At 65.4% G+C, this 24,274-nt stretch carries 23 protein-coding genes and 1 pseudogene; 9 read left to right on the forward strand and 15 right to left on the reverse strand.

The window, feature by feature from the left end; genetic code table 11:
- Positions 1-94: 94 nt before the first annotated feature.
- The 5 genes and pseudogenes from ACKLLE_RS19690 to ACKLLE_RS19710 form a co-directional block, all read right to left on the reverse strand.
- Positions 95-2,512, reverse strand: a pseudogene (locus tag ACKLLE_RS19690) (TonB-dependent receptor plug domain-containing protein).
- Positions 2,513-2,588: 76 nt separating this feature from the next.
- Complete coding sequence (locus ACKLLE_RS19695) at positions 2,589-3,089, reverse strand: RidA family protein (protein WP_420058824.1); 501 nt, start codon at positions 3,087-3,089, stop codon at positions 2,589-2,591.
- Positions 3,090-3,109: 20 nt separating this feature from the next.
- Positions 3,110-4,690 carry a flavin monoamine oxidase family protein gene (locus tag ACKLLE_RS19700; protein ID WP_064304067.1) on the reverse strand — a complete coding sequence of 527 codons (1,581 nt, stop codon included), beginning with the start codon at positions 4,688-4,690 and terminating at the stop codon, positions 3,110-3,112.
- A gap of 246 nt (positions 4,691-4,936) precedes the next feature.
- Positions 4,937-5,839 (reverse strand): LysR family transcriptional regulator, encoded by a 903-nt coding sequence (locus tag ACKLLE_RS19705; RefSeq protein WP_064304068.1) that lies wholly within the window; start codon positions 5,837-5,839, stop codon positions 4,937-4,939.
- 115 nt (positions 5,840-5,954) lie between these two features.
- Positions 5,955-6,557 carry a tetratricopeptide repeat protein gene (locus tag ACKLLE_RS19710; protein ID WP_064304069.1) on the reverse strand — a complete coding sequence of 201 codons (603 nt, stop codon included), beginning with the start codon at positions 6,555-6,557 and terminating at the stop codon, positions 5,955-5,957.
- 229 nt (positions 6,558-6,786) lie between these two features.
- On the opposite strand from ACKLLE_RS19710, the gene ACKLLE_RS19715 reads away from it, so the two are divergent.
- The 5 genes from ACKLLE_RS19715 (at position 6,787) to ACKLLE_RS19735 (ending at position 9,346) form a co-directional block, all read left to right on the forward strand.
- A complete protein-coding gene (locus ACKLLE_RS19715) occupies positions 6,787-7,572 on the forward strand; it encodes a hypothetical protein (protein ID WP_420058825.1) in 786 nt (261 codons plus the stop codon).
- Complete coding sequence (locus tag ACKLLE_RS19720) at positions 7,569-8,120, forward strand: DUF4123 domain-containing protein (RefSeq protein WP_420058826.1); 552 nt, start codon at positions 7,569-7,571, stop codon at positions 8,118-8,120. Before ACKLLE_RS19715 ends, ACKLLE_RS19720 begins: the two co-directional genes overlap by 4 nt.
- 124 nt (positions 8,121-8,244) lie before the next feature.
- The gene (locus ACKLLE_RS19725) at positions 8,245-8,493 is read left to right on the forward strand and encodes a hypothetical protein (protein ID WP_420058827.1); all 249 of its coding nucleotides are present in this window, start codon (positions 8,245-8,247) and stop codon (positions 8,491-8,493) included.
- 9 nt (positions 8,494-8,502) lie between these two features.
- Positions 8,503-9,114 carry a hypothetical protein gene (locus ACKLLE_RS19730; RefSeq protein WP_420058828.1) on the forward strand — a complete coding sequence of 204 codons (612 nt, stop codon included), beginning with the start codon at positions 8,503-8,505 and terminating at the stop codon, positions 9,112-9,114.
- Positions 9,107-9,346 (forward strand): hypothetical protein, encoded by a 240-nt coding sequence (locus ACKLLE_RS19735; RefSeq protein WP_420058829.1) that lies wholly within the window; start codon positions 9,107-9,109, stop codon positions 9,344-9,346. The genes ACKLLE_RS19730 and ACKLLE_RS19735 overlap by 8 nt, the downstream gene beginning before the upstream one ends.
- Positions 9,347-9,644: 298 nt before the next feature.
- Here the strand turns inward: ACKLLE_RS19735 and ACKLLE_RS19740 are convergent, their stop codons facing one another.
- From ACKLLE_RS19740 to ACKLLE_RS19755, 4 genes are all read right to left on the reverse strand, one after another.
- On the reverse strand, positions 9,645-10,757 hold the full coding sequence (locus tag ACKLLE_RS19740) for a class II histone deacetylase (RefSeq protein WP_064304075.1): 1,113 nt from the start codon (positions 10,755-10,757) through the stop codon (positions 9,645-9,647).
- 33 nt (positions 10,758-10,790) lie between these two features.
- A complete protein-coding gene (locus ACKLLE_RS19745; protein WP_420058830.1) occupies positions 10,791-11,954 on the reverse strand; it encodes an MFS transporter in 1,164 nt (387 codons plus the stop codon).
- A 7-nt stretch (positions 11,955-11,961) separates the two neighbouring features.
- Positions 11,962-12,831, reverse strand: coding sequence for a transporter (locus ACKLLE_RS19750; protein ID WP_420058831.1), 870 nt, complete (start codon positions 12,829-12,831; stop codon positions 11,962-11,964).
- 103 nt (positions 12,832-12,934) lie between these two features.
- Entirely contained in the window at positions 12,935-13,912 is a 978-nt protein-coding gene (locus ACKLLE_RS19755) for a helix-turn-helix transcriptional regulator (protein ID WP_420058832.1), read from the reverse strand.
- A 370-nt stretch (positions 13,913-14,282) separates the two neighbouring features.
- On the opposite strand from ACKLLE_RS19755, the gene ACKLLE_RS19760 reads away from it, so the two are divergent.
- Both ACKLLE_RS19760 and ACKLLE_RS19765 read left to right on the forward strand, forming a co-directional pair.
- A complete protein-coding gene (locus tag ACKLLE_RS19760; RefSeq protein WP_064304079.1) occupies positions 14,283-15,284 on the forward strand; it encodes an AraC family transcriptional regulator in 1,002 nt (333 codons plus the stop codon).
- Between the two features lie 126 nt (positions 15,285-15,410).
- The gene (locus ACKLLE_RS19765; RefSeq protein WP_420058833.1) at positions 15,411-16,295 is read left to right on the forward strand and encodes a hypothetical protein; all 885 of its coding nucleotides are present in this window, start codon (positions 15,411-15,413) and stop codon (positions 16,293-16,295) included.
- A gap of 158 nt (positions 16,296-16,453) precedes the next feature.
- Here ACKLLE_RS19765 and ACKLLE_RS19770 read toward each other — a convergent pair whose 3' ends face one another.
- The 4 genes from ACKLLE_RS19770 to ACKLLE_RS19785 all read right to left on the reverse strand — a co-directional run bounded on the left by ACKLLE_RS19770 (position 16,454) and on the right by ACKLLE_RS19785 (position 20,285).
- A complete protein-coding gene (locus ACKLLE_RS19770; RefSeq protein ID WP_009407258.1) occupies positions 16,454-17,320 on the reverse strand; it encodes an isocitrate lyase/PEP mutase family protein in 867 nt (288 codons plus the stop codon).
- A gap of 72 nt (positions 17,321-17,392) precedes the next feature.
- The gene (ttdB, locus tag ACKLLE_RS19775; RefSeq protein ID WP_009407255.1) at positions 17,393-18,001 is read right to left on the reverse strand and encodes a L(+)-tartrate dehydratase subunit beta; all 609 of its coding nucleotides are present in this window, start codon (positions 17,999-18,001) and stop codon (positions 17,393-17,395) included.
- A complete protein-coding gene (gene ttdA, locus ACKLLE_RS19780) occupies positions 17,998-18,897 on the reverse strand; it encodes a L(+)-tartrate dehydratase subunit alpha (protein WP_009407248.1) in 900 nt (299 codons plus the stop codon). The genes ttdB and ttdA overlap by 4 nt, the downstream gene beginning before the upstream one ends.
- Before the next feature lie 47 nt (positions 18,898-18,944).
- Positions 18,945-20,285 (reverse strand): dicarboxylate/amino acid:cation symporter, encoded by a 1,341-nt coding sequence (locus tag ACKLLE_RS19785; RefSeq protein ID WP_420058834.1) that lies wholly within the window; start codon positions 20,283-20,285, stop codon positions 18,945-18,947.
- A gap of 198 nt (positions 20,286-20,483) precedes the next feature.
- Here ACKLLE_RS19785 and ACKLLE_RS19790 point away from each other — a divergent pair, with 198 nt between their 5' ends.
- Positions 20,484-21,383 (forward strand): LysR family transcriptional regulator, encoded by a 900-nt coding sequence (locus ACKLLE_RS19790; RefSeq protein ID WP_064304082.1) that lies wholly within the window; start codon positions 20,484-20,486, stop codon positions 21,381-21,383.
- 98 nt (positions 21,384-21,481) lie between these two features.
- A complete protein-coding gene (locus ACKLLE_RS19795) occupies positions 21,482-22,390 on the forward strand; it encodes a LysR substrate-binding domain-containing protein (RefSeq protein ID WP_009407239.1) in 909 nt (302 codons plus the stop codon).
- Positions 22,391-22,523: 133 nt separating this feature from the next.
- Here ACKLLE_RS19795 and ACKLLE_RS19800 read toward each other — a convergent pair whose 3' ends face one another.
- Both ACKLLE_RS19800 and ACKLLE_RS19805 read right to left on the reverse strand, forming a co-directional pair.
- Complete coding sequence (locus ACKLLE_RS19800; protein ID WP_064304083.1) at positions 22,524-22,934, reverse strand: RidA family protein; 411 nt, start codon at positions 22,932-22,934, stop codon at positions 22,524-22,526.
- On the reverse strand, positions 22,934-24,250 hold the full coding sequence (locus ACKLLE_RS19805) for a flavin-containing monooxygenase (RefSeq protein WP_420058882.1): 1,317 nt from the start codon (positions 24,248-24,250) through the stop codon (positions 22,934-22,936). The genes ACKLLE_RS19800 and ACKLLE_RS19805 overlap by 1 nt, the downstream gene beginning before the upstream one ends.
- Positions 24,251-24,274 lie beyond the last annotated feature (24 nt).

The following is a 24,274-nucleotide window of genomic DNA, read 5'->3' on the forward strand; positions in this document are numbered from 1 at the left end:
CCCGGGGGGGGGGGGGCGGCCCCGGGGGGGGGGGGGGGGGGAGCCGCGCCCGCGGGGCGGCCCCCCCCGCTCCCACAAGGTCCGCGTCGCTCAATCAAAAGTCATAGGTCAACCGCGTGTAGTAATAGCCCCCGGTAAAGCCATACGGCGAATAGGCCCCATATCCTTTGGTCATGGTCTTGCTGCTCGGCGCCTGCCGCTCCGGATAGATGTCGAACAGGTTCTTCGCGCCTACCGCCAGGTTCAGGTCCTTGGTCAACTGGTAGCCGACGTCGAGGTCGGTGATCCAGCGCGCCTTGTATACCCGGTCCAGCGAGCGGTCGTTGGCATCGTTGACCTCGCGGTGCGAGCCATAACGGGTCAGCCCGAGGTTCACCGTGTAGTCATCCAGCTTCCAGCTCCCGCCCAGCAGCAGCTTGGTCCTGGGCTGCACCCCGGAGATGAAGTTGCGTGCCTGGCGATCCATCAGCGCGTAGTCCTTGCCGAGGATGTTGACGCTGTCCTTGTACGAAAGGATCTCGGTGTCGTTCCAGTTCCACGCCGCCGTCCACTTCACGCTGCCGTAGCCGCCAAGGTCCTGGTCGTAGTTGCCGACCAGGTCCACACCCTTGGTCCGGGTGTTCGCACCGTTGGTGAAGTATTGGCCGCCGGAGGTCGAGTCGATGCCGTTGGCGATCAGGGTCTGGGTGACTTCCGGGCCAAGCAGGGTCCCGGTCAGGGTGATGCGGTCGCGCACGTTGATCACGTAGGCATCGGCGGTGAACGACAGCCGGTCACTTGGCTGGAAGGTCAGGCCGAGGCTGTAGTTGGTCGATCGTTCCGGCTTCAGTGCTTCGGCACCCAGGGCCTTGGCTGCCGCCGAGTCCACCGGCAGTACGCCGTAGTTGATCGACTGGTAGACCCCGTCGACCACGCCATAGGTGGTGGAGCGTGCACTGAACAGGCTGTTGGCCAGGGACGGTGCGCGGAAGCCGTTGCTCACCGTGGCCCGTACCGCCAGCTGCGGGGTGAACTCGTAGCGGGTGCTGAGCTTGCCGCTGCGGGTGGCACCGATGCCCTGATCGTAGTGCTCGTAGCGCAGGGCAGTGCCGACATACCACTGCGGCAGCGGATTGAAGCCGACGTCCACGTAGCTGGCGACGCTGTTGCGGTGGGTCTTGTCGGTCTGGTCGGGCGAGATGCCGTTGGTTACCTGGGCCCCGGACGAGGCGCATTGCCCCGGCGCGCGGCAGTAACCGCCGTCGGCCCAGCTGGCCCAGTCGCCTTCTTACACTTCATAACCGTCGCGGCGCTGCTCCAGGCCCCACGACAGGTCCAGCGGCTTGCTCAGGCCCACGTCGAAACCGCGGTGCAGATCGAGGTTGCTGGTCAGCTGCGTGGAGATCCAGGTGCCGGACTTGAAGTGATTGGGTGTCGCTTCACCGAGAGACGGGTTCTGGTTGTTCCACGTGCCCTGTTCGGCGTCGTTGCGCCCGTAGGTGCTGGACAGGTCCCAGTCCCACTCGCCGACCAGGCCCTTGGCGCCGAGGGCCGCCTGGAAGTCCTGCTCTTCGATGTACCAGGTTGGCGTATAGCCCGAAGGCCGGCCGTTGGGGCCGGTGGTGATGGTGTTGACGATGGTCGGCAGGCGGAAGTTCTGGCCCTGCTCGGCCTTGCGGTACGACCAGGTGCTGAAGGAGTACAGGTTCAGGTCGTCGTGGATCGGCAGTTCGGCGTTGTAGCCCAGGGTCAGCAGGTTGATCTTCGGCGTGCCGTAGCCGCCGTAGGTGACCTTGCCGGCTTTCTCGTGGGCCTCGGCGACGCTATAGCCGTTGGCGCTGGCCTTGTTGTCGTCGTTCTGGCTGCGCGCGTCCAGCGCCAGTTGCAGCACGCCGTCCTGGCCGATCTCGAAGCCCTTGTTCAGGCTTTGCTGCACGGTCTGCTTCTTGCCGTCGTAGCCCTGGCCGACGTTGGTTACCGCGGTGCCGCTGGTATCGGCCTTGAGGATCACGTTGATCACCCCGGCGATGGCGTCGGAGCCGTACTGGGCGGCGGCGCCATCGCGCAGTACCTCGACATGGTCGATGGCGCTGATGGGGATCAGGTCGAGGTCGGCCGGGGCGGCGCCAGCGTTGATCCCGCTGATGTTGAGGGTGGCGCTGGTGTGGCGGCGCTTGCCATTGACCAATACCAGCACCTGCGCCGCATTAAGCCCGCGCAGGCTTGGCGCCCGGGCCATGCCGCTGGCGTCCCAGCCGGTCTTTTCCGGGAGGGTGAAGGAAGCCACGGTGGCGCTCAGGGCCTCCATCAGGCCTGGCTTGCCGGTGTCCTGCAATTGCTTGGCGCTGATCACGTCGATCGGCGCGGGGCTGGTGGTCACGGTGCGTTTTTCGCTGCCGCGGCTACCGGTGACGATCACGGTCTCCAGGCGCGAGGCCGCGGTGTCGGTACCGGCTTCTTCGGCCTGGGCGACGGGGAAGTTAAGGCCGGCAAGCAGCGCGGCACCCAACAGCGGGGTGCGCGCCGTCGCCACCGGCCAACGGGAAAGTCGGGCAGTGTTCAAGGCGTGTTTCCTGTTCTGTTTTATGTCCGGGATCGGTCCCGGTGGCTTATGGGGCTTTGGCGGCTATGGCTTCGATTTCGACGAGGGCGCCAGGCAGCGGCAGGGCGACTACCTGCAAGGCGGTGCGGGTCGGCTTGTTCGGTTGCTCGGCGGTGGCGAAGAAGCGCGTGTAGGCGGCCTGCAGCCCGGCGAAGTCGAGGGTGCCGCCCTTGTCCGGATCGCCCACGAGGAATACTCGTAATTGCACGATGTCGCCCAGCCCCAGGCCCTGGGCCTTGAGGATGGCTTGCAGCTTGTTGAGCACCGACAGGGTCTGGGTTTCGGTATTGCCATAGGCGGCAATGCTGCCTTTCGGCGCCTTGGGGTCGGCGACGTCGGGCAGGGTGCCGCTGACGAAGGTCAGCTTCGCCGACGCCGGCACCGTGACGACCTGGGAAATGGGGAAGCTGGAACCCGGCGGGTCGATACGCTGGATGCTGTCGGCGTGGGCGGTGTTCAGCGTCAGGCTCATCAGGGCTCCGAGGGTAAGGGCGGGAATGTTTTTCATGGGACGTTCCTTGTCGTGGTTCAGGCGGCGGCGACGCCGGCATGGGTTTGCTTGGCGTGTTGTGCGATCAGGCCGACCACCCGCCGCGCCGATTCGGCGGCGCTGTTCTGCCAGATGCCGACCCCGCCATGGGCCAGGGCATCGCTGGCCAGCCAGGTGCGGCCTTGCGGCTGGTTGAGAATGTCGTAGCCGGGCTGGGCGACTTCGTCGTGGACGATCCACGGGGCTTCGCTGAAGGGGATCTTCGACCAGTTGACCACCACGCCGCGGCCGAGCTTGTGCGAGTGGCCGGGGTGCAGGGATTCCACCGCGCTGCGCGACGAGGCGAGTTGCGCATCCCAGGGCTTGGCGGCAAAGGACTCGGCGACTTCGCTGGTGTTGTAGGTGGCGACCAGCACGCCTTGCGGGCTGTTCAGGCGATCGCTCGGGTACCAGAGGAAACGCGCTTCATGGTTGATATAGGAAAGCCCGCCGTAGATCTGGAAGTCGGTCTCCCAGAAACGCGGTGATTGCCAGGCGACCTTGTTGGCCTTGTCCGGCTTGGCCAGCTCCATGGCCTGCTTGAAGGCCGGGGTGAAGTTGCTGTCGAGCCGGCGCAGCAGCGGCAGCGGCAGGGCGGCCACCGCGTAGTCGGCGTCCTCGGTGTGCTGGCGGCCCGTGAGGCGGTCGCGCCATACCACCCGGCTGCCGCTGTCCGAGGTCTGGATAGACTGCACTTCGGCGTTGAGCTGCACCGCGTCCTTGACCTGGCGATAGAGCGCCTTGGGGATCTGGTCCATGCCGCCCACGGGCTGGAACATGGTTGCCGAGAACTCCGGGATTTCGTCGAACACCAGGGGCAGCAGCAGGTTGCTGTCGAGCAGGCGCTTCAGTTCCACCGGCGTGCGTTGCACCGGCGTCTGGTCGCCGGCACCGGCGAAGCGGGTATAGCCGGAGCGCACCGAACCGCGGTACTGGCGCTCGTCGTTGAGGTCGCCATAGACCTTGAGGAAATCCAGCAGCGCCTTGCGTTCGCCGGCGTTCAGCTCCTGGTCGAGGGTATTGCGCTGTACGCTGCGCGCCAGCAGTTCGCTGAGATGACCGCGGGTGTCGTTGACCGCCTGGCGCAGCAGCAGGGGTGGCTGCGCCAGGTCCGGCTGGGCGAGGGCGTTGCGGCTGCTGTTGACCAGCACTTCCAGGGGCACGCCGAGTTCGCGGCAGTAGCCGAGGATGGTCAGGTGGTGGCTGGGCAGGCGCGCGGCGCCGGCGTTGAAGAACAGGCCGTCGTCGAAGGCCACGGTCTGCTTGCTGCCGTCGTTGTGTTCGACCTGGTCGCCGTTGCGCAGGGTCCAGACGCGCCCGCCGATGCGGTTGCGTGCCTCCAGCACCTTCACTTCGAAACCGGCCTTGCGCAACTCGTAGGCCGAAACCAGGCCGCTGATGCCGCCGCCGACGATCAGCACGCGCTTGCCGTTGCCGGTGCGGCTGGCCAGGTTCAGGGGTTCGAAACTTGCCGCCCGGGCGCTGCCGGGCAGACCAAGGGCGGACAGGCCGCCCAATGCCGCCGAATAGCCGCCGATGGCGGCCAGGCGGGTTACCAGATCTCTACGGGTGAGCCCCATATCGCGTTCTCCATAAGGTTGCCGCATGGGCAACCGCGAGCTTGGGATAGCGGTTCCGCAGACAACCGGAGGGCGACCCGAAAACGGGGAGGAGGGACGACCCTCTGGCGGCGGCGGAAATCCATTTGCCTCCACCAGGTCGGGGTCGGTAAAGCGAACATAAGCGTCTGAAACGGGCTTGTGAAAGGCTTTTTGGTTCTAAGTTAATTATCAGAAAAAGACATAATCACAATTTTCAAAATGCAATCACGCTATTTTGTGCGTATCCAGGCGCTGGGCCGATACCGCGCCGAACAACTCCACCGGCTCCTGCAGATTGCCCAGGTAGCGCGGATGGAACAGCCAGAGATCGACCTGGGGCTTGAAATCGGTGACGTTCAGCACTTCCAGCTGGTCGCGATGCCGGCTGGCCGCGAGCAGGGGTTCCGGTACCAGGCCCAGGCCCTGGCCATTGGCGACCAGGCCCAGTTGCAGCTCGGTGCCGAAGGTTTCCAGGTTGATCTGCAGGGACAGCCCCTGTTCGCTCAACGCCCGTTGCAGGCCGGCGCGGAAACCGCAGCCATCGGGGTTGAGCACCCAGCCGCGCAGGTAGCAGTCCTTGAGCTTGTAGCTTTTCTTGCCGGCGGTGCCCTTGGCCGCCACGACCCTCAATTGCATGCGCCCGATGGAGCGGCTGGCGATGCCTTCGGGGAAGATCTTGCCGGTAGGGAACAGGGCCGCGGCGGCGTCGAGGTCACCGTTTTCCATGCGCGAGATCAACGAGCTGCCCCAGCCGCTGACCACCTGGGTACGCAGGTCCGGGTAGGCTTCGCGAATCTTCGCCAGGGCGTCGAGCAGGACCACGTCGCCGATGGTCTGCGGCACGCCGAGGCGCAGGGTGCCGCTGGGGGCACCGTCGCTGGCGACCAGCTCGCGCAGGGTATCGATCTCGCGCAGGATCGCCTTGCACTGTTCGTACACACGCCAGCCCATGGGCGTCGGCTTGAGTGGCTTGGTATTGCGATCGAGCAGGTTGGCGCCCAGGTCTTCCTCGAAATTCTGTACCCGCCGGGTGATTGCCGGTTGGGTCAACTGCAAGGCCTCGGCGGCCAGGTTGGTCGACTGGCAGCGGATGACCGCGACGAAAGCGTCCATGTCATCGATCTTCATATTCGCTTCTCACATAGTCTGTGGCGGGGAAATGTTCGAAGAGAATAATCCTTCTTGGCGGCTTTTGCAGGGGGCAGATAGTCGGAAGCACCGCGTACCCTGTGGGAGCCGTTCTTTACCAGAACTTCCACCAGGCCCCCTTGCCCAGATGCTCGATCATCTTCAACTGCTCGCCCAGCACCGCGATCACCTGCTCGTCCCGCGGCTGTTGCACCTGGTAGATCCCCAGCGATTCGCTGAATGCCTTGTGCGCCGCCGCCAGGTTGTCCTGCTGCAGGTGAGCCAGCCCCAGCGAGGCCAGGCAGGCGCTGACCGGCTCCAGGTCGTCGGGGGTGTCTTCGCGATAGACCTGCACCGCCCGTTCCAGCATGCGCGCCGCTTCGCCGATGCGGCCCTGCTTGAGGTAGCAATTGCCAAGGGTCTGCAGGCTTTGCCCGACCAGCCGGTGGCTGCTGGAGAACAGCTGTTCCCGGGTGCTCAGCACCTCCAGGTACAGCGCCTCCGCTTCGGCGTGGCGTTGCTGCTCCCAGCGCAGGCCGGCTAGGCCGTCGCGAAGCGTGGCGAGAAGGGCGGGATCGAAGCCGTCGACGCTTTCGGCGAGGTCGAGTGCCTCGATGAAGCATTGCTCCGCCTTGTCCAGGTAACCGTGGGCTTTGTAATGCCCGGCCTGGTCGTTGAGAGCCATGACACGAGCGTTATCGAGGGCGGTGCTGAGCATGGGACGTCCCTTGAGGAAGCCTGGCGGCGGCCGTTATTTTTGTAGGAATGTGCGGATTTAATGGGAGGATTCTGGCGTGGGTCAAGCAAATCCCGGCTTTTTTTGTGGCTTATTGACCTACGTTCGGTAGAAATCCCGAACGGCACCACTGCGGCATTCGTGCTGATCTGGCTAAAGGCCACTGCTCGCGGTAGTGTGTCGGCACATTTTTCGACTTCCCGGGACGACCATGCGCATATGGCTTGCCGACGGCGTGGAACAGATCGGCCTGTGCGAACAGGCCGAGTTCCCGGCCATTGCCCGTGACGGTGGCAACCTGTCCTGGCAGCGGCGCGTCGACCTCGGGGATGCCTGGCAGGCCGAGGCCTTCGTGCAGTTTCACTTGCGCGACCGGCTGTTCGAACTGCGCGCGATGCTGGCCCGGCAGACCTTGCTGATTCACCGCCTCAGCGACGAACAGGTACTGCATCAGGTCGCCAACGAATTGCAGTTCGGCAACCTGCGCGCTGATCGTTACGCCTGGCGTGCGCAGGTCATTACCCATGCTGCCGAAGCGGTTACCGTGGTCGCTGCCCCGGCGCCGCCAGCACCGCAGCCGGAACGGGTGGAAGCGGTGGTGCCCGTGGCGGTGGCCAAGGAGGTGCCTGTAACCTCGCCGGCGCAGGCCGAGGCCCAGGACACCCTCGCCGCGATGCTCGAGCAGGCCGCACAGGAGGCGGCGCCGTTCTGCGAGGCGTGCGAACTGGCCAAGGCACAACCGGCTGCCGCCCTGGCAGCCGTCGAGCCGACAGCGGCCGAGCAGGTCCAGGATGCCCAGGCACAGGTGCTGGAGCAGGCGGCACAGCAGGCCATGCCTTTTTGCGAGATCTGCGAGCAGGCCAAAGCCCAGGCGCCCGCCGTGGCGGATCCTGTCCAGCAACCTATCGAAGCGGTACAAGACGCCCAGGCGGCCGTCCTGGAGCAGGCGGCCGAACGAGGCACGCCATTCTGTGAAATCTGCGAGGGCAAGCGATGACCGAGAATCTGTCCGGGCTTTCTGCGCTGGAGCGTCTGCCCGACCTGCTCTGGCCTGGGGGCGACGCCGACGACCAGCAGGTCTACGCCTTGCTCGATGGTGCCCGGGATCCGGCGATCCTGCCGTGGCTGGAGCGCAGCGGACTGGCGTGCGATTGCCTGTATTCAGGCGAGTTGATTCCGCGCCTCAAGGCCGCGGCGCCGTGGCTGGTCAGGCTGCCGACGCGGGCTCCGGCCAGCCTGGCCCTGCTGGACCTGGGCTGGGGCAATGCCTGGGGCATCCTGCTGGTGGCGCCGGCGGACCTGTCGATGGACCGCCTGCGCCGCCACTGCAAGAAATTCCTGCGGGTGCGTACCGAAGACAGGCGTGTCCTGAATTTCCGTTTCTACGATCCCCGGGTGCTGTCGGTGTTTCTTCCCACTTGCGATGCCTTGCAATACCGGGCGCTGCTCGGGCCCATGCGGCGGCTGGTGGTCGAGCTTGACGAGGGCACGAGCTGGCGGGTTTTCGAGCAAGGAGGGGAGAGCAGTGATGCTGCTGATCAATAACCTGCAGACGCAGCAGTTGGCCCAGGCCACCGACGAGGTATTCCTCAAGACCGTCGCTGCGCGTGTCAGCGTACACTGACCGCAGCGTTGCGAGCGCCTCGGCCCGCAGGCGCTGCTGACGCGCTTGCGCAGCGTTGGTCAGGTGGCGCTCGGCTATGGGATCGTGGAGCGGCCGGGCGATGCCGAACTGCAGGTGAAGGAACTGGGCCTCGGCCAGCGACCCATAGATCGCCGATGTGATATCGCCACTGCGCCACGCTGCACCGCCGAGCCAGGCATCGTAGCGTTCCAGTTTCTGCAAGGGCGGGTAGGTCGCCGGCGAGTCGAGGAAAAAGTCCTCCTCGGCCCCGGCCAGCTCGGCGTTTTGTGGTGAGTCGGTTTCATGCACGTCTGCTGGATCGTAATCGAGACTGGCGCTGAGCTGCAGGTTCCAGCGCAGGATGCAGTTATCGCTGGCCAGTTCCGTGCGGTAACGTTGCCCACCGAGACCGCGACCCTCCAGGTAGCAGCGGCTGTCCCAGACCAGGGTGCCGCCGTCATCGAGTTGGCGGGTCTTGATCAACAGGGTGCAATTGCGCAGTTCCAGATCGGTGAAGCTCAAGTCGAAGGGCGTCGAACGCCAGGCGTTGGCGTTCATCTGGTTGCCGATCAGCACCAGGGGCGTGCGTTTGCGCACCGCCCGTTGCAGGTTGGGGCCGAACCTGAAACCCACGTAATAGTGCGCGCCCGCCAGTACGGGAATGGTGGTCGCCGAGCCCGCGACAACCACCGACGACTCGATGAATATCGGCTCGCCAAAACTCAGGCTGTTCAGGCCGTTGTCCAGGGTCAGGGCGTTCGGGTGTTCATAGATGCCGTGCAGGGAAGGATGGTTCGTGATGTCTTTAACGACGATGCCGCACCAGGACTGCAGTCTCCAGGCCACCGTGGCGCGCTCGAACCACACGACAGCGGACAGGGGGGAGCCATCCTCCAGGGTACCCTTGATGAATAGCGTGTTGTCGGCGACCGAGGCCAGCTCGCGCCTGAGCACCATCGAGGCGTTCAGGCCGCTGGATTTCACCCGGGCCTTCACGCGCTTGACCACGTTCTTGCTGTTCATCCGCGGGATCAGCGGGTTCAGTTGTTCCTCGCCGACAAAGCCGCGGCTGGACAGGCCCAGGCGAACGCTTCTCCAGTGCTGTTCCAGCGTCCTGGTGTCGAGCCTGGGCAGCTTGGAGGTGTAGCTGCTTTCCTTGGTATTGCTGAAGTGGACGTCTCCCGGTTCACACTTCCAGGGGCTGGAGCTTCGCCACATCAGTGGCGAGCGCTCCAGTTCCGGGAGCAGGCCTTTCTTGCCGCTCTTGTGCGCCCCCCAGGCCTTGTCGTACCAGTCATCGACGATCGCACGCAGGGTTGGCATCAGAACCTCGCAGGCAGTCTGGGTGGTTTCGACAAGGGCATGGCAGTGCTCCGGAGTGATGCGGCACCCTGCCACTATTCACGGTCGGCTGGGTAGAGGGATGCTCGACAACCTCGTTATCCTCAGGGCAGGCACCGGCCTGCCAGGCCCTCGACCCACTGCCGCTGGAACGCTGCCACGGTCTCGACCGGCTGCTGCAACTGCACGAATTCCAGCATCGGATCGTCCACCCCGGTCCTCACGCCCGCCAGCTCCTCGATCGTCGCCAGCCCGCAGAACGGCACATAGGCCTCCGAGTAACCGCCCTCATGCACCAGCACCAGCCGCCCCCGGCACAGGCGCTCGGCGGCTTCGCGCACCCACCGGGTCATCTCGCGGAACGAGTCGCTGTGCAGCAGCATCCGCGCCAGCGGGTCCACGGCGTTGGCGTCGTAGCCGCAGGCGACGATGATCAGTTCCGGTTCGAAGCGCTCCAGTGCCGGCACCACGATGCGCTCCATCGCGTGGATATAGGCCGCATGTCCGCTGCCCGGCGGCAGGGGAATGTTGATATTCGCGCCCAGCCCGGCGCCGCGCCCGCGCTCGTCCTCGCCGCTGTAGCCGGCCGGGAAGCAGCCGTCCTGGTGCAGGGAAATGCTCAGCACGTCACCGCGTTCCTCGAAGATCGACTGGGTGCCGTTGCCGTGGTGCACGTCCCAGTCGATCACTGCGACCTTGCCCAGCCCGCGCCTGGCCTTGGCCACTTCGATGGCCACGGCGATATTGGCCAGGAAGCAGAAGCCCATGGCGCCGTCGGCCAGGCAGTGATGGCCCGGCGGGCGCGACAGGGAATAGGCGTTGTCCACCTCGCCAGCCAGCACCGCGTCCACCGCCGCCACTGCCAGGCCGGCGGACAGCCTGGCGATCTCGTAGCTGCCCGGCCCGATTGGCGCGTGCGGGCCCAGCTCGCCGCCACCGGCATCGCTGAGGGCCTTGAAGCGTTGCAGGTAATCAGGCGTGTGGACGCGCAGCAGATCCTCCTCGCTGGCAGGCGCCGCACCGCGCACCTGCAACCGGCGGGTCAGGCCGGAGACATCCAGCAGGCTTTTCAGGCGGCGCTTGGTTTCCGGTGATTCGGCATGTCCGGCGGCGGCCGGAGGCTGCACCCAGCCGCCTACCGGCAAGGTCAGGGCATGCAGGCCGGCGCTGTGCCAGAGGCTCAGTTCGTCGAAGAAAAAGGCAGTGTTTCGGCTCATGATGATTCCGTTTTTTCCAGGTGAAAGGAGGGCTCAGGCGCCGCGACGGCAACCGAGGATCAGCAGCAGGGAGGTGAAGGTCAGGGCGGCGGCGCCGATCAGCAGCGGCTGGTAGCTGCCGCTGCTTTCGATCAGGCGGCCGGCAATGGCCGGGCCGATTGCCAGGCCGGCGCCGATCACCAGGTTGGACGCGTTCATCAGGCGTCCGGAGCGGTCGAGGTCGGCCAGGCAGGCGAGCACCAGCGGCAGGATGAAGGTCCAGGTGAACTTGAACACCAGCGCCGCCAGCGCCAGCCGCGCCAGGGCCGGTTGGCCGAGGAGCAGCAGCACCGAACCGACCATCAGCCCGTAGCCCGCCAGCAACAGCAGGCCACGCGGCAGGCGTTCGCCGATCAGCGAGGCGCAACCGGCACCGACGATGCCCATCAGGGTGGCGATGGCCAGCACTTCGCCGCTGATTTCGGGGGCAATCCCGGCGGCGGCGCTGATCGCGCCGATGAAGGTCCACACGCCGCTGAGGCTGATGTAGAAGGCCAGGATGCCGAGGATCCCCAGGACGATCTTGCCTTTGTTCGCCGAGGGCGCTGTGTCGGCGCCCGTCGGTGCGGCTGGCGCTCCTTCCGGGAAGCAACGCGCCAGGGGCAGGAACAGCGCCATCAGTATCGCCAGCGACAGGTAGCAGGCGGCCAGCCCGTAGTGTTCGAACAGGCGCGGCAGCACGCTCAGGCCGATCGCCCCGACCACCAGCTGACCCATGACCCACAGGCCGTAGACCCGGCTCGGATTGCTGGTGGAGGCGGCGCTGGACAGGCACACGATCATCAGCGAGCCGCCGGCCAGGGCGCTGCAGAAGCGCAGGGCCAGCAGCGTGGAGTAATCCGTGGCGTAGATCGACAGCAGGTTGGCGGCGATGAAGGCGAGGCCCGCGAGCAGGGCGACCCGTCGCCAATCGGCGTGCTTGAGCCACCAGAAGGCGGGCAGGGTGGCCAGGCTCATGGCGCCCAGTTCGGCGGAAAACAGATCGCCGATCCGTGACGGGCTCAGGCTCCACTGCGTGGCCAGTTGCGCGGCCACCGCCGGCGCGGTCATGAGGATGGTCGGGGTGATCGCGGCGAACAGCACGATGGCCGCCAGCAGGGCCAGGTGCGACGAAGCGGTAGCGGATCCAGCGGACAGGGGCTTGCTGCTCATGGGCATCTCCGCGTCAGAACACATGGACCAGGCGCAGCAAGGCGTCGGTACCGTGGTAGCCGTTGTCGGTGGCGACGTTCTGCGACAGGCTGAACATCACCTGGTTTTGCCGGTCCAGCCAGTGGCCGAGCTCGAAGCCCACCTGGGTGTAGCGCTTGTGGGTGTCGTCGATGCGCTGGCCGTCGATCTTCAGTTCGCCGCCGTCGGCATGGATCAGGCGCAGCGCGCCGTAGGTGGCGGGAGTGAAGTCGTAGGAGGCGAAGGCTTGCAGGCGATAGAGCGGGTCCTGCTTGAGGTCGCTGCCGAAGTAGTCGTCGTTTTTGCCGTAGAGCTGGGCTTCGAGGTTGGCTTCCAGCACCCACTTCTCGCCGATGCCCCGGGTGTAGTTGTAAACGAAGGTGGTGCCCCAGCGGTTGGCACCGGGCGAGACGTCCGGATTTTGCCCGTGGTACTCGCCGACCGGCAGGGTGACCAGGGTCAGCAGGCCGCTGTAGGTGCGGCTGGCCGGGTCGTTGATGAAAAACAGCGTGCCGCCCACCTGCGGGTCGCCGAAGCCGCTTTCTCCGGTATGCCGGCTCGCGCCGGGCAGGCGTGCATCGATGTCGGCGAAGGGCACGATGAACTGCGGGGTACACAGGGTGCCGCAAAGGTCGCTGAAGAACACCTGGCGGTAGGCCACGGCATTGACCTTCAGCTCGGCCTTGCCGGTGCTATCGGCCGGGCCGTGGAAGTCGCCGGCACGGGTGGCCGGCAGGTACAGCACGCCGAGGCTGGTGCCGGAAGGGGCGCCGAAAAAATCCCGGGCGTTGAGGTCGGCGGCCTGGGCGTGCAGGCTCGACAAGGCGCCGGCCAGGGCCAGCGTGCGGATCAAGGGATGGGTCATGGTCGTGGTGTCTCTTCTTCTATGGTTGGCAAATCGCAGGCAAAGCCGGGCCGTCACCGGCGCAGAGCGTCGGCGGGCGGTCAGGGTCGATCAGCGTCCGGGGTCAGTCGGGCGGGGTATGCAGCAACTGGGCGATGCGGGTCTTATCGTTGACCCCGAGCTTGTGATAGATGGCGCGGATATGGTGGCGCACGGTGTTGGGTGCCATGCCCAGGTCGCGGGCGATTTCCTTGTAGGTCTTGCCCTCGCCGAAGCCCATGGCGACATCCTGTTCCCGCGGGCTCAACTGGGCCAGGGCACCGCGGGGGCGGGCGGCGAGGAGAAACAGGTCGCCTACCGCCGAGGCTTCGATCTGCAGGTGCTTGCCCTCATGCCCGCGGCCGTCCACGGCCATCGGCAGCAGCGGGCCGCTCCACTGCGGCCACTCGCCCAGCAGCAGATCGACGAATCCACGCTCGGCACACTGCAGGGTGCCGCGCTGGTCGCACACCGCCAGCGCCAGGTTGCGCGACGGGCTGAGGGACTCGCGCTTGGTCACCAGGGTGCGGATCTGGTTGGCCGACACCGCTGCGACCAGGTGCAGCATGGCGTTATCGAGGATCAGCCGGTCCTGTTCGGTGAAGCGCGGCGCGCCCGGGGCACGGTACAGGGCCAGGTGGTCGCTCAACAGGGTGCGCGGATCGACATGCACCACGCACAGCAGCTCGCCGATGCCGTAGGCCTGTCCCAGCCAGTTGAGGCCGGGGCCGTTGTCGGGGTCGCGCATGTCGATGATCACCGACTGCCCGGGATGGGCGTGGACCCGGCCGACCGTGACGTCGATATGGCGGATGGACTGCCAGTCCGGGAGGTAGCTGGCGGGCAGCCCATGCAGGTAGGAGCTGTGTTCTTCCGGCAAGCCGTCGATCAATGCGGCGCGGCCCCACCACGCGCTGGCAAAGGGCAACACCTGGCCGATGCAGTCCAGGGCCGGGCGGTGGAAGTTCGCGAGGTCCTGGTTCTGCGCCAGGCGCTGGAGCTCCAGGCTCATGTTGCTGAACGCCTGCAACAGGCGGGCGGGACTGTATTCGTGCCGGGACATGGGGCAACTACCTCTGTGCGACTGTTGTTATTGGTTTCGTCAGGGGTCTTGGGGTGGCCGGAGGGGGCAGGGCCTGGATCGAGTTTCGCGGTAAAGGGTGGTGGATCACTATCCTACAGATGCAGGAGGGTGGGGGCTTGTCGCTGCATGCCGTGCTTTTGTGGGGGCGTGTCGCAAGGTCATGCGATAACTTCCCGACCCCGCCACCCACTTGATGGTTTCCCCTAGCACCCCGGAAAGCCTTATCGGGAAAGCCCCTACGCCACTAAAGGTTGTGTCCTGGAAGACGATTCATTGAGTCAAATGCGCTTTCGGTGGTCATACGACTGACTCCGGACATGCCTGACCCATTCGTTTCTGGAATTCGTCCATGCCAACCGTTTCGCGGGCTTTTGCCAACGCCCTGATCTCCGCGCTGGGAGGTGTCCAGCCCGCCGTTCGCGAGCTGTGCCAGCACCTGGCCGAACCCTTGCTGGACCCGTCCGCGCCTGCCTTCATCCCCTTGGCCAGCCTCGACGCTGTGTTCGACCAGGCCAGCCTGCTCGGCGGCGATCCGGGGATCGGCCTGCGCGCGTTCGAGCATGCTCACCCGGCCCACCTCGGGCCACTTGGCTACGCGGTGATGTCCAGCCCGACTATCAAGAGCGTGCTGGTGAGCCTGGCCGAGCATCACCATTTGGTGGGCACCGGTTTCTGCCTGTTCGTCGAAGAACGCAGCGACGGCGTGCGCCTGGTCGGCGTGCCTACCGGAACTGGCCAGCGCGAACTGTCGCGGGTGTTCATCGACGCGGTGGCGGCGATCACCGTCGGCCTGCTGTGCTGGTTGGTGCCGGGGCGGACGATCCGGCCATTGCGCGCGGAACTGAGCTATCCGCCGTGCACCGTTAGCGCCGATGCAAGGCGGGTCTATGGTGAGCATATCCAGCACGGCGCGGCGCAGAATGCCTTGTTGTTCAGCCATGCCGATGCCGCGCTGCCGGTGGCCAGCCACGATCCGGCGCTGCATGCAGTACATCGCGACTACCTGGCACGCTGGCAGGCGCAGATGGGCGGCGATCGCCTCAGCCTGAAGGTCCGGGCGGTCATCAGCGAGCAACTGGGCCAGGGGCGTCCGGTAACCCTGGCCCGGGTCGCCGAGGTGCTGGCCATGAGTGGTCCGCGCCTGAGTCGCAACCTGGAAGGCGAGGGGCACAGCTTCGTGCGTTTGCTCGACGAGGTGAGGCTGCGCGACAGCCATCGGCTATTGCGCAACAGCACTCTGAGCTTCAAGCAGATTGCCTACCAGGTCGGTTTTCGCCATCAAAGTGCTTTCAACAAGGCCTGCGAGCGCTGGTTCGGCATGGGGCCGGGACGCTATCGCGAGCAGCTCTGAAGGCTTTCGTTTATCCGCGCAGGCTTTTTGTTTATCCCGGCAGCGCGGACCACGGCAACCCGGGAAAAAAGCCGCCACACTTGATACGCACACGTTTGCGCAGCCGTTGAGGGACCTTCTGCCCGCATGCCACCAGCCACCGTTTCATTTCGCTACTGCCTGATCCTTGTGGTCATCCTGTTGCTGGAGCCGCTCCTGGGGCTGTTCGCGGCTCTCGGCGCCTGTGCTGGCGTCCTCCTGCTGGACCTGTGCCTGCGCCAGCGCGCACATCTGGCCCGCTGTCAGGAGCAGGCGCGGGCGCTGCGCGAGGGCATGCGGGTGCTGCAGGGTGAAGCCAGCGACAGCCTGGGGCTGATGCGCAAGGACCTGGCGCACCTGGGCCAATTGGCGAACCAGGTCGTTGCCTTGAGCAACGAGTGTGACGCGGCCCTGCAACAACAGCAGCGCAAGTTCGATCTGGCGTTGACCGCCTTTGCCCGGATCAAGGTAGAGGGTCGGCAGTTGCTGGAGGATGCCCGTCAGGTCGGCAGTGAATCACGCCAATCGATGAAGCTGGCACTGGAGGGCCAGGCGGGGCTCAGTGCCACCCTGATGGCGTTGCGCAGTGTCGACCGGACGGCGCTGGCAGCCAGGACCGACCTGGGCAACGAGGTGCGCCTGCTGGCACGCCAGGGGCGCGACCAGACCTACGACGCCAACCTGGCCCTTGCCGGGATCAGCGCCGCCTCGAGCAGCATCGAAGAGCGCGGCATGTCCATTGCGGTGGCCTGCGAAGCACAGGAGCGTGGTATGCAGGACCTCGACGAAGCGCTGGCCGAAGTCCAGCGCCTGGGGTTCACCTCGGGCTGGCGCTCGCGCCAGGCTCGTGCCGCCAGCGAGGCGTTGCTGCAGGAAGCCGCACGGCTGGACGCGCGACTGCGGGATGGCCCGTGGATGCAGCAGACTCAACAGGATGACGAAGGCGAGGATGCTGCTGTTCAAGGCCCTGATGGGGCATTTACCACGCGCTGATCAAATCCCTGGCCCGGGAAGTGATCTGATCTGAAGTGTGTGGTGGTCTCTCAGGCCTCATCGCTGGCAAGCCAGCTCCCACAGTGACCGCGTGCACCGCCGGACCTGTGGGAGCTGGCTAGCCGGCGATGAGACCTGAAAGAACAGCCCAAGACCCCTCAGGCAATCACCCCCATATATTCCCGCGCCAGCCCCAGGTACTCCTCGGCCCGGCTGTACCGTGCCACCAGTTCGCCGGGCCTGAGCTCGGCGCCGGCATCCGGCCCGCGCTGCGCCCGCAGGGTGTCGTAAGTGGCCTTGATCGCCGCGAAGCAGGCCGCATGCCCGTCCACCACGATCCGCACGCCGAGTCCGGTCAGGCGTTGTTCGTCCCAGGCCTGTTGGCTGCCATAGGTCACCAGCATCAGGGGTACCCGCAATCCTTCGGCGATTGCTTCCAGTTGCTCGAAGTCCCTCACCCCGATCAGGCAGATTCCGTCTGCCCCGGCCTCCTGATAGGCCCGGGTGCGCTGGATAACCTGCGACAAGGATTGCACCCCGGCATGGGTCCGGGCGATCAGTGCCAGGCTGCGGTCCTGCCGCGCCCGCTGCGCGGCGCGCAGTTTGCCGACGGCTTCCTCGACACTGATCAGCTCCGACAGCGGCTCTTCGAAGCGCGCCGGCAGCAGGGTGTCCTCAAGGGTCAGGGCGGCGACCCCGGCCCGTTCCAGCTCGGCGACACAGCGCATCACATTGAGCGCGTTGCCGTAGCCATGGTCGGCATCGGCGATCACCGGCAGGCGCGACACCCGGCCGATGCGGGTGGCCTGCTCGACGAACTCGCTCAAGGTCAGCAGGGCGATGTCCGGCGCGCCCAGCACCTGCAACGAGGCCACCGAGCCACCGAGGATGCCGACCTCGAAGCCAAGGTCGGCGGCGATGCGCGCGGAAAGGGGGTCGAACACCGAAGCGGTACGCTGGCAGGCCGGGCGGGCGAGCAGGCCACGGAAGGTCTCGCGCAGTGCGTGATGACTGGCTGGATACATGGCGATATCTCGTTGTTCTGTAAAGAAGGGAACGGCCGACCGGTGCTGCGTGGGCACCGGTCGGTCGTGGTCTTACTTGATGAAACGCACCTGCGCGTTGATCTTCTCGATCACCGAGCCCTTGCGTTCGTTGAAGCGCTTCTTGTTCTGTTCGAACAGGTTGTTGCCCTTGGTATCGATGGAAATGATCAGCGGGCCGAACTCGCGCACGCGGTTGACCCACAGGGTCTCGGGCATGCCCAGGTCCTGCCATTCGGCACGTTCGATCTCTTCCACCTTGGTGGCCGCGAGCACCGCGCAACCGCCGGGGAACACCGCATGCACTGCCTTGTTCTCCAGGCAGCCGGTGGTGGTTTCCGGGCCCATGCCGCCCTTGCCGACGATCAGCTTGACGCCGGTCTGCTCGATGAATTCCTTCTCGAACTTCTCCATGCGCATGCTGGTGGTCGGGCCGATGGAGACCATCTCGAAACTGCCATCGTCCTTCTTCTTGACGATGGGGCCGGCGTGGAAGATCGCGCCACCGCGCAGGTCCACCGGCAGTTCGCGGCCCAGTTCGATCAGGCGCCGGTGCGCGACGTCGCGGCAAGTCACCAGTTGGCCGGTGAGGTAGACCACGTCGCCCACGTTGAGCTCGGCCAGGTCTTCGTCTTTGATCGGGGTGCTGAGGATCTTTTTCACAGAACTACACCTTCATGGGAAAGGATGTCGTAGGACAGGTCGGCGTTGATGCGGATCTTGCCGCGGCGGTGGGCCCAGCAGCCGGTGGATACGGCAACACCGATGGTCGAAGGGTGACGGGCCGAGGACTCGATGTTCACCCCCATCACGCTGCTGTTGCCGGTCAGGCCCTGGGGCCCGATGCCGATTTCGTTCAGGCCTTCTTCCAGCAGCTTTTCCATCAGCGCCGCGCTTTCGTTCGGGTGGCTGGAGTCCACTTCACGCAGGATCGCTTTCTTCGACAGGCGCGCGGCGGTCTCGACCGAAGTAGAGACACCTACGCCGACCAGCAGCGGCGGACAGGCATTGACGCCGCGGGAGGTGATCACGTCGAAGACGAATTCGGTCACCCCTTCGTAGCCCTGGCCGGGCATCAGCACCTTGGCCGAGCCGGGCAGGGTGCAGCCGCCACCGGCCATGTACACGTCGACGATGGCGTAGTCGGCATCCGGGATGATTTCCCAGTCCAGCCAAGGGATCTTCGAGCCGGTATTGGTCCCGGTGTTCTTCTCGACGAAGGTCTCCACGGCGTTGTGGCGCAGCGGGCCCTGGATGGTCGCCTCCTTCGTGGCGTTCTCCAGGATGCTCTCCATCTCGCCCAGCAGCGGGAAGCGCGCTCCGGCCGAGACGAAGTACTGGATCACCCCGGTGTCCTGGCAGCTCGGGCGGTTGAGCTTGTCGGCATAGTCCTGGTTCTCGGCCATGGAGTCGTACACGGCGATGGCCAGGGGGTTGGTTTCCGCCGCGCGCAGCTTGGCGGTCTTGGCCTTGACGTCCCTGGGCAGGCGCTTGCCGATGTAGGCGGTGAATTTCGCCAGGGTATCGGTGAGCGACTGGACGGCTTCTTCTCTTTCCACGGTTTATCTCCTTACAGCATCACAAGGCGGGTGGGTTCGGGTGCAGGTCATGCACCGCTGGCGGTGGTCGCCGGTGTCACGGTCTGGTTGTTGTGCAGCGCGGGGGCTGCCTCGGCACGGTGTGCTTCGGCTTCGGGCTGGCCGTCGAGGACGCGGTTGAGCTGGGCGCTGTCCAGCGCGCCGACCCATTTGGCGATGGCCAGGGTGCCGACGGCGTTGCCGATGGTGTTGGTGATGGCGCGGGCTTCGGACATGAAGCGGTCCACGCCGAGCAGCAGGACCATGCCGGCCACCGGGATACTGCCCAGCGACGCCAGGGTCGCGGCCAGGGTGATGAAGCCGGAGCCGGTCACCCCGGCCGAACCCTTGGAGGTGAGCAGCAGCACGCCGAGGACGATGAGCTGGTCGGTCAGGCTCAGCGGCGTGTTGGTGGCCTGGGCGATGAAGATCGCCGCCATGGTGTAGTAGATGCACTGGCCATCGGGGTTGAAGGTCAGCCCGGACGGAATCACCAGGCCCACCACCGGTTTCGATACGCCGGCCTTTTCCAGCTTGCCCATCAGTTGTGGCACCACCGATTCCGAGGAACTGGTGCCGAGCACGGTGAACAGTTCTTCCTTCAGGTATTTCAGGAATTTCCACAGGCTGAAGCCGGACAGGCGGGCGACGAAGCCCAGCACGATCACCACAAACAGGAAGCAGGTGATGTACATGGTCGCCATCAGCTTGCCGAGGGACACGATCGAGCCCAGGCCGTACTTGCCGACGGTGAAGGCCATGGCGCCGCAGGCCGCCAGCGGGGCGACGCGCATGACCATGCCGACGATGTGGAACATGCCGTGGGAGAAGCTTTCCAGCACGTCCACCACCGGTTTGCCGCGCTCGCCCAGATGGGCCAGGGCGATGCCCAGCAGGGTCGAGAACAGCAGGATCGGCAGGATCTCGTTCTTGGCGAAGGCGTCGGTGACGCTGGCCGGGATGATATGCAGGAGGAAGTCGGTGAAGCTGCCGGAGCCGGCCGCTGCTGCCGAGGTGTAGCTGGCGATGCTCTTGGTATCCAGGGTCGCCGGGTCGACGTTCATGCCCACGCCGGGCTGCGCCAGGTTGACCACCACAAGGCCCAGCACCAGGGCGAAGGTGGACAGCACTTCGAAGTAGATCAGGGCGCGGGCGCCGACCCGGCCCAGTTCCTTCATGTTTTCCATTTTGGCGATGCCGAGCACCACCGTGGCGAAGATGATCGGCGCGAAGACCATCTTGATCAGTTTTATGAAGGCATCGCCCAAGGGCTTGAGATCGACGCCGACTTCGGGCCAGAACACCCCGAGGGCGATACCGAGGCTGACGCCGATCAGGACCTGCACATACAACTTGCCTAGAACTTTCATGGCCGTTTTTCTCCGCTTTATTGTTGTGAGTCGGATTTTTTCTTGTCGGCCGGGCTTGTCGCGCCGCTGCGACCAGGCAAGTCGCAGCGGCGGGATAGCCCAGGTTTCGTGTGGGTAATCACGGGAGGGAAAGTTAAAGGTTTTTCTGAAACGTGGTAATACAATGAATTTCACTTCATTGTTTACCTGAGGTTACTAATGAGTCCGGTCTCGGAATTGGCCTTCTTTATCCAGCTGGTGCGCCTTGGCAGCCTGGCGGCGACGGCCAGGGAGCTGAACCTGACCCCGCCGGCGGTTTCCAAGCGCCTGGCCCAGCTGGAGCAGCGCCTGGGCGTGCGTCTGCTCAACCGCACCACGCGCAGCATCAGCCTCACCGCCGAGGGCGAGCTGTACCTGGTCAACGCCCAGCGTATCGTCGGCGAGATCGAGGAAATGGAGCGCCAGGTCTCCAGCAGCCGGGCCGAGCCCAAGGGCCTGTTGCGGGTCAATGCGCCGCTGGGCTTCGGGCGCACGCACGTGGGGCCGGCGATTTCTTCCTTCGTCCAGCGGCATCCGGAAGTGGAGGTGCAATTGCAACTTACCGACCGGCCGATCAACCTGCCGGACGATGCCATCGATGTAGCGATCCGCTTCGGCGACCTGCCGGACTCGCGCTTGATCGCGCGCAAGATCGCCAGCAACCGTCGGCGCCTGTGTGCCGCGCCGGCCTACCTGGCGCGCTGCGGCACCCCTGAAACCCCCAGGGACCTGGCCAGCCACCACTGCATCGTGCTGCGCCAGAACGACGCCGCCTTCGGCAGTTGGCGCCTGAGCCGGGGCAAGCAGGCGGAATCGGTCAAGGTGCGCGGCGGGCTCAGCACCAACGATGGCGAAGTCGCCTTGAACTGGGCGCTGGAGGGGCATGGCATCCTGATGCGGGCCGAGTGGAACCTGGCGCGCTACCTGCGTTCCGGTGAGCTGGTGGAGGTGCTGGGCGACTACGAGACACCACCTGCCGATATCTATGCGGTGTACCTGGAGCGCCTGAACCTGTCGGCCAAGGTGTCGTTCTTCATCGAACACCTGCGTGCCTTCTTCGAGCGTGAAGCCTGGAAGTGAGGCCAAGGAAAAATATGGTCCGGGCAGAGGAAAAACCTCGGTCGGGGTTTTCCACTGCTAGGGTAAGGTGATGGGTAAACCTGCCAGGAGAAGTTCACGTGGCGTCCTACACCCTGCGACAACTCAAGTATTTCGTCACCACGGTGGAGGCTGGCAGCGTTGCCGAGGCTTCGCGCCAGCTGTACATCGCCCAGCCGTCGATTTCCACGGCGATCAAGAGCCTGGAAGAGAGCTTCGGCGTGCAGCTGTTCATCCGCCATCACGCCCAGGGCGTCTCGCTGACCCCCAGTGGCAAGCGCTTCTACGCCAAGACCAAGTCGCTGCTGCAGATGGCCCGGGAGTTCGAGCAGAACGCCCTGGCCGACAACGACACCGTGGCCGGGCAGATCGATATCGGCGTATTCGAAACCGTCGCGCCGTTGTACCTGCCGCGTCTGATCGCCGGGTTCCGCGAGCGTTATCCCGGCGTGGACATCCGCATGCGCGACGGCGAGCAGCAGGAGCTGGTGCAGGGGCTGACCTCGGGGGCGTTCGACCTGGCCTTCCTGTACGACCACTACCTGGACAACACCATCGAGACCGAACCGCTGATGCCGCCGCAGAAGCCCTATGTGCTGCTGCCGCAAAAGCATCGTTTCGCCAGCCAGGCCCAGGTATCACTGCGCGACCTGTGTCCGGAGCCGATGATCCTGCTCGACGTCGCGCCGAGCCGGACCTACTTCGTCAGCCTGTTCAACGACCTCGGGCTGACCCCGAACATCGTCTTCAGCTCGCCGTCGATCGAGATGGTGCGGGGCATGGTAGGGCAGGGTTTCGGCTTCTCGCTGCTGGTCACCCGGCCGAGCTCGGAATGCACCTATGACGGGCAGAAAGTGGTGGCGGTGGACATCGCCGAGCCGGTGGAACTGTCCGGACTGGTCACGGCCAAGCTGAAGCGGGTGCAGTTGACCCGGCCGGCGCAGTTGTTCGTGGATTTCTGCAGGGAAGAGCTCTCCGGGCTTTCCTGAATCGGCTGGCCCAAAACCCTGTGGGAGCTGGCTTGCCAGCGATTTGGCCGTCGACAACAAAGATGTTGTCCAGTCGGGCCTCATCGCTGGCAAGCCAGCTCCCACAGGAGGGTGCATGGTCTTGCGGTCTTGCTTACTCCGGAATCACCGCGATCACATCGATCTCCATCAACCACTCCGCCTGCGCCAGCCCGGCCACCACCAGGCCGGTGGAGATCGGGAATACGCCCTTGAGCCATTTGCCCACTTCCCGGTATACCGGTTCGCGGAAGCGCGGGTCGGTGATGTAGGTGGTGGTCTTGACGATATGGCTCAGGTCCGAACCCGCTTCTTCCAGCAGTTGCTTGACGTTCTTCATCGCTTGTTCGGCCTGCGCGCGCGGGTCGCCGAGGCCCACCAGGTTGCCTTCGAAATCGGTCCCCACCTGGCCCCGTACGTACACGGTATTACCGGCACGTACGGCCTGGCACAGGTCGTTGTCGAGGGTCTGGTTGGGGTAGGTGGCCTTGGTGTTGAACATGCGGATGCGGGTATGGGTTGGCATCAGTTGACTCCTTCGAGAGCAGCGTTTTCAGACGATTCGGTAGCGGCGGCGGACTGGCGCTGAGCCTTGTCGCGGTAGGCCAGGTAGGTGCGTTGGGTGGCGATGTGCCCGGCCACGTGCTTGGCGTCGTGCCACACGCCCCAGATGAACGAGGAGCCACGGCGCGACAGCCATGGCAGCCCCAGGAAGTAAACGCCGGGCTCGCTGGACACGCCGCGCTGGTGCCTGGGTTTGCCGTTGGCATCGAAGGCATCCACCGCCAGCCAGCTGAAGTCCAGGCCGTAGCCGGTGGCCCAGATCACGCTGGTGACGCCGGCCTTGGCCAGGTCCAGTTCGAGGATCGGCCGGGTCATGCATTCAGGATCGGCCAGGCGCATGCGGGCCTGCGGTTCTTCCGGCAGGTCGAGGCCGTTGCGTTCGATGTAGGCGTCGGCAGCGTCCAGCAGCGCCAGGTAGTTCTCATCGCCGAGACGGATGTTGTCCACCAGGTTGTCCTGGAAGCGCACGACCCCATCCTGGAACGATTGGGTCAGGCCGACCAGGGTCATGCCCTGGTGGGCCAGGGCGCGGAAGTCCACGGTATGGCCGCCGCGGGCGCCGCTGACGGCGATGGTCACGTGCTCGCGGCCGGGCTTCATGATTTCCGCGTCCCATTCGCCGAGCACACCCAGCCACCAGCAGAAATCGCGGTTGCGATATACGCGCGGCGGGCGGTCGTGGGCACCCACCGAAAGATAGACCTTGCGCCCGGCACGCATCAGTTCGTCGGCGATCTGCACACCGGAAGAGCCGGCGCCCACCACCAGCACCGCGCCCTCGGGCAACTGCTGCGGATTGAAGTAGGCGGCGGAGTGGATCTGGTGCAGCGCCGGATCCTTCGGCGCGATGGCCGGGATCACCGGGCGCTGGAACGGGCCGGTCGCGGCAACCACGCGGGCAGCATGCAGCGTGCCTTCGCTGGTTTCGATGGTAAAGCCCGGGCGATCGGCGTTGCGGGTGACCTTTTTCACCTCGACGCCGGTGCGGATCGGCAGGTCGTACTTGCGCACGTAGGCTTCGAAGTAATCGGCGACCTGGTCCTTGCCGGCGAAGGCGTCGGCGTCGAGGTCGAATTCCAGGCCGGGGAAGCGGTCGTGCCAGACCGGGCCGTTGGCCACCAGCGAATCCCAGCGGCCGGTGCGCCACGCTTCGGCGATGCGATTGCGCTCCAGCACCAGGTGCGGCACGCCGAGCTTGCTCAGGTGTTCGCTCATGGCCACCCCGGCCTGTCCGGCGCCGACCACCAGGGTATCGATTTCAAGGTTGTTCAAAGTCATGCCCATTGCCCTTTCTCCAGGCGT

Source organism: Pseudomonas bharatica (genome assembly GCF_048586865.1).
Classification (GTDB): Bacteria; Pseudomonadota; Gammaproteobacteria; order Pseudomonadales; family Pseudomonadaceae; genus Aquipseudomonas; species Aquipseudomonas bharatica.

Bases quoted from the DNA above. Each gene is read 5' to 3' on its own strand.
- ACKLLE_RS19735 (WP_420058829.1), top strand. From the start codon at position 9,107: ATGAATAGCGTGTTGTCGGCGACCGAGGCCAGCTCGCGCCTGAGCACC.
- ACKLLE_RS19705 (WP_064304068.1), bottom strand. From the start codon at position 5,839: ATGAAGATCGATGACATGGACGCTTTCGTCGCGGTCATCCGCTGCCAG.
- ACKLLE_RS19790 (WP_064304082.1), top strand. From the start codon at position 20,484: ATGAGTCCGGTCTCGGAATTGGCCTTCTTTATCCAGCTGGTGCGCCTT.
- ACKLLE_RS19700 (WP_064304067.1), bottom strand. From the start codon at position 4,690: ATGGGGCTCACCCGTAGAGATCTGGTAACCCGCCTGGCCGCCATCGGC.
- ACKLLE_RS19750 (WP_420058831.1), bottom strand. From the start codon at position 12,831: ATGACCCATCCCTTGATCCGCACGCTGGCCCTGGCCGGCGCCTTGTCG.
- ACKLLE_RS19730 (WP_420058828.1), top strand. From the start codon at position 8,503: ATGCACGTCTGCTGGATCGTAATCGAGACTGGCGCTGAGCTGCAGGTT.
- ACKLLE_RS19765 (WP_420058833.1), top strand. From the start codon at position 15,411: ATGCCACCAGCCACCGTTTCATTTCGCTACTGCCTGATCCTTGTGGTC.
- ACKLLE_RS19745 (WP_420058830.1), bottom strand. From the start codon at position 11,954: ATGCCCATGAGCAGCAAGCCCCTGTCCGCTGGATCCGCTACCGCTTCG.
- ACKLLE_RS19800 (WP_064304083.1), bottom strand. From the start codon at position 22,934: ATGCCAACCCATACCCGCATCCGCATGTTCAACACCAAGGCCACCTAC.
- ACKLLE_RS19720 (WP_420058826.1), top strand. From the start codon at position 7,569: ATGACCGAGAATCTGTCCGGGCTTTCTGCGCTGGAGCGTCTGCCCGAC.
- ACKLLE_RS19715 (WP_420058825.1), top strand. From the start codon at position 6,787: ATGCGCATATGGCTTGCCGACGGCGTGGAACAGATCGGCCTGTGCGAA.
- ACKLLE_RS19755 (WP_420058832.1), bottom strand. From the start codon at position 13,912: ATGTCCCGGCACGAATACAGTCCCGCCCGCCTGTTGCAGGCGTTCAGC.
- ACKLLE_RS19760 (WP_064304079.1), top strand. From the start codon at position 14,283: ATGCCAACCGTTTCGCGGGCTTTTGCCAACGCCCTGATCTCCGCGCTG.
- ACKLLE_RS19740 (WP_064304075.1), bottom strand. From the start codon at position 10,757: ATGAGCCGAAACACTGCCTTTTTCTTCGACGAACTGAGCCTCTGGCAC.
- ACKLLE_RS19785 (WP_420058834.1), bottom strand. From the start codon at position 20,285: ATGAAAGTTCTAGGCAAGTTGTATGTGCAGGTCCTGATCGGCGTCAGC.
- ACKLLE_RS19695 (WP_420058824.1), bottom strand. From the start codon at position 3,089: ATGAAAAACATTCCCGCCCTTACCCTCGGAGCCCTGATGAGCCTGACG.
- ACKLLE_RS19805 (WP_420058882.1), bottom strand. From the start codon at position 24,250: ATGACTTTGAACAACCTTGAAATCGATACCCTGGTGGTCGGCGCCGGA.
- ACKLLE_RS19710 (WP_064304069.1), bottom strand. From the start codon at position 6,557: ATGCTCAGCACCGCCCTCGATAACGCTCGTGTCATGGCTCTCAACGAC.
- ACKLLE_RS19770 (WP_009407258.1), bottom strand. From the start codon at position 17,320: ATGTATCCAGCCAGTCATCACGCACTGCGCGAGACCTTCCGTGGCCTG.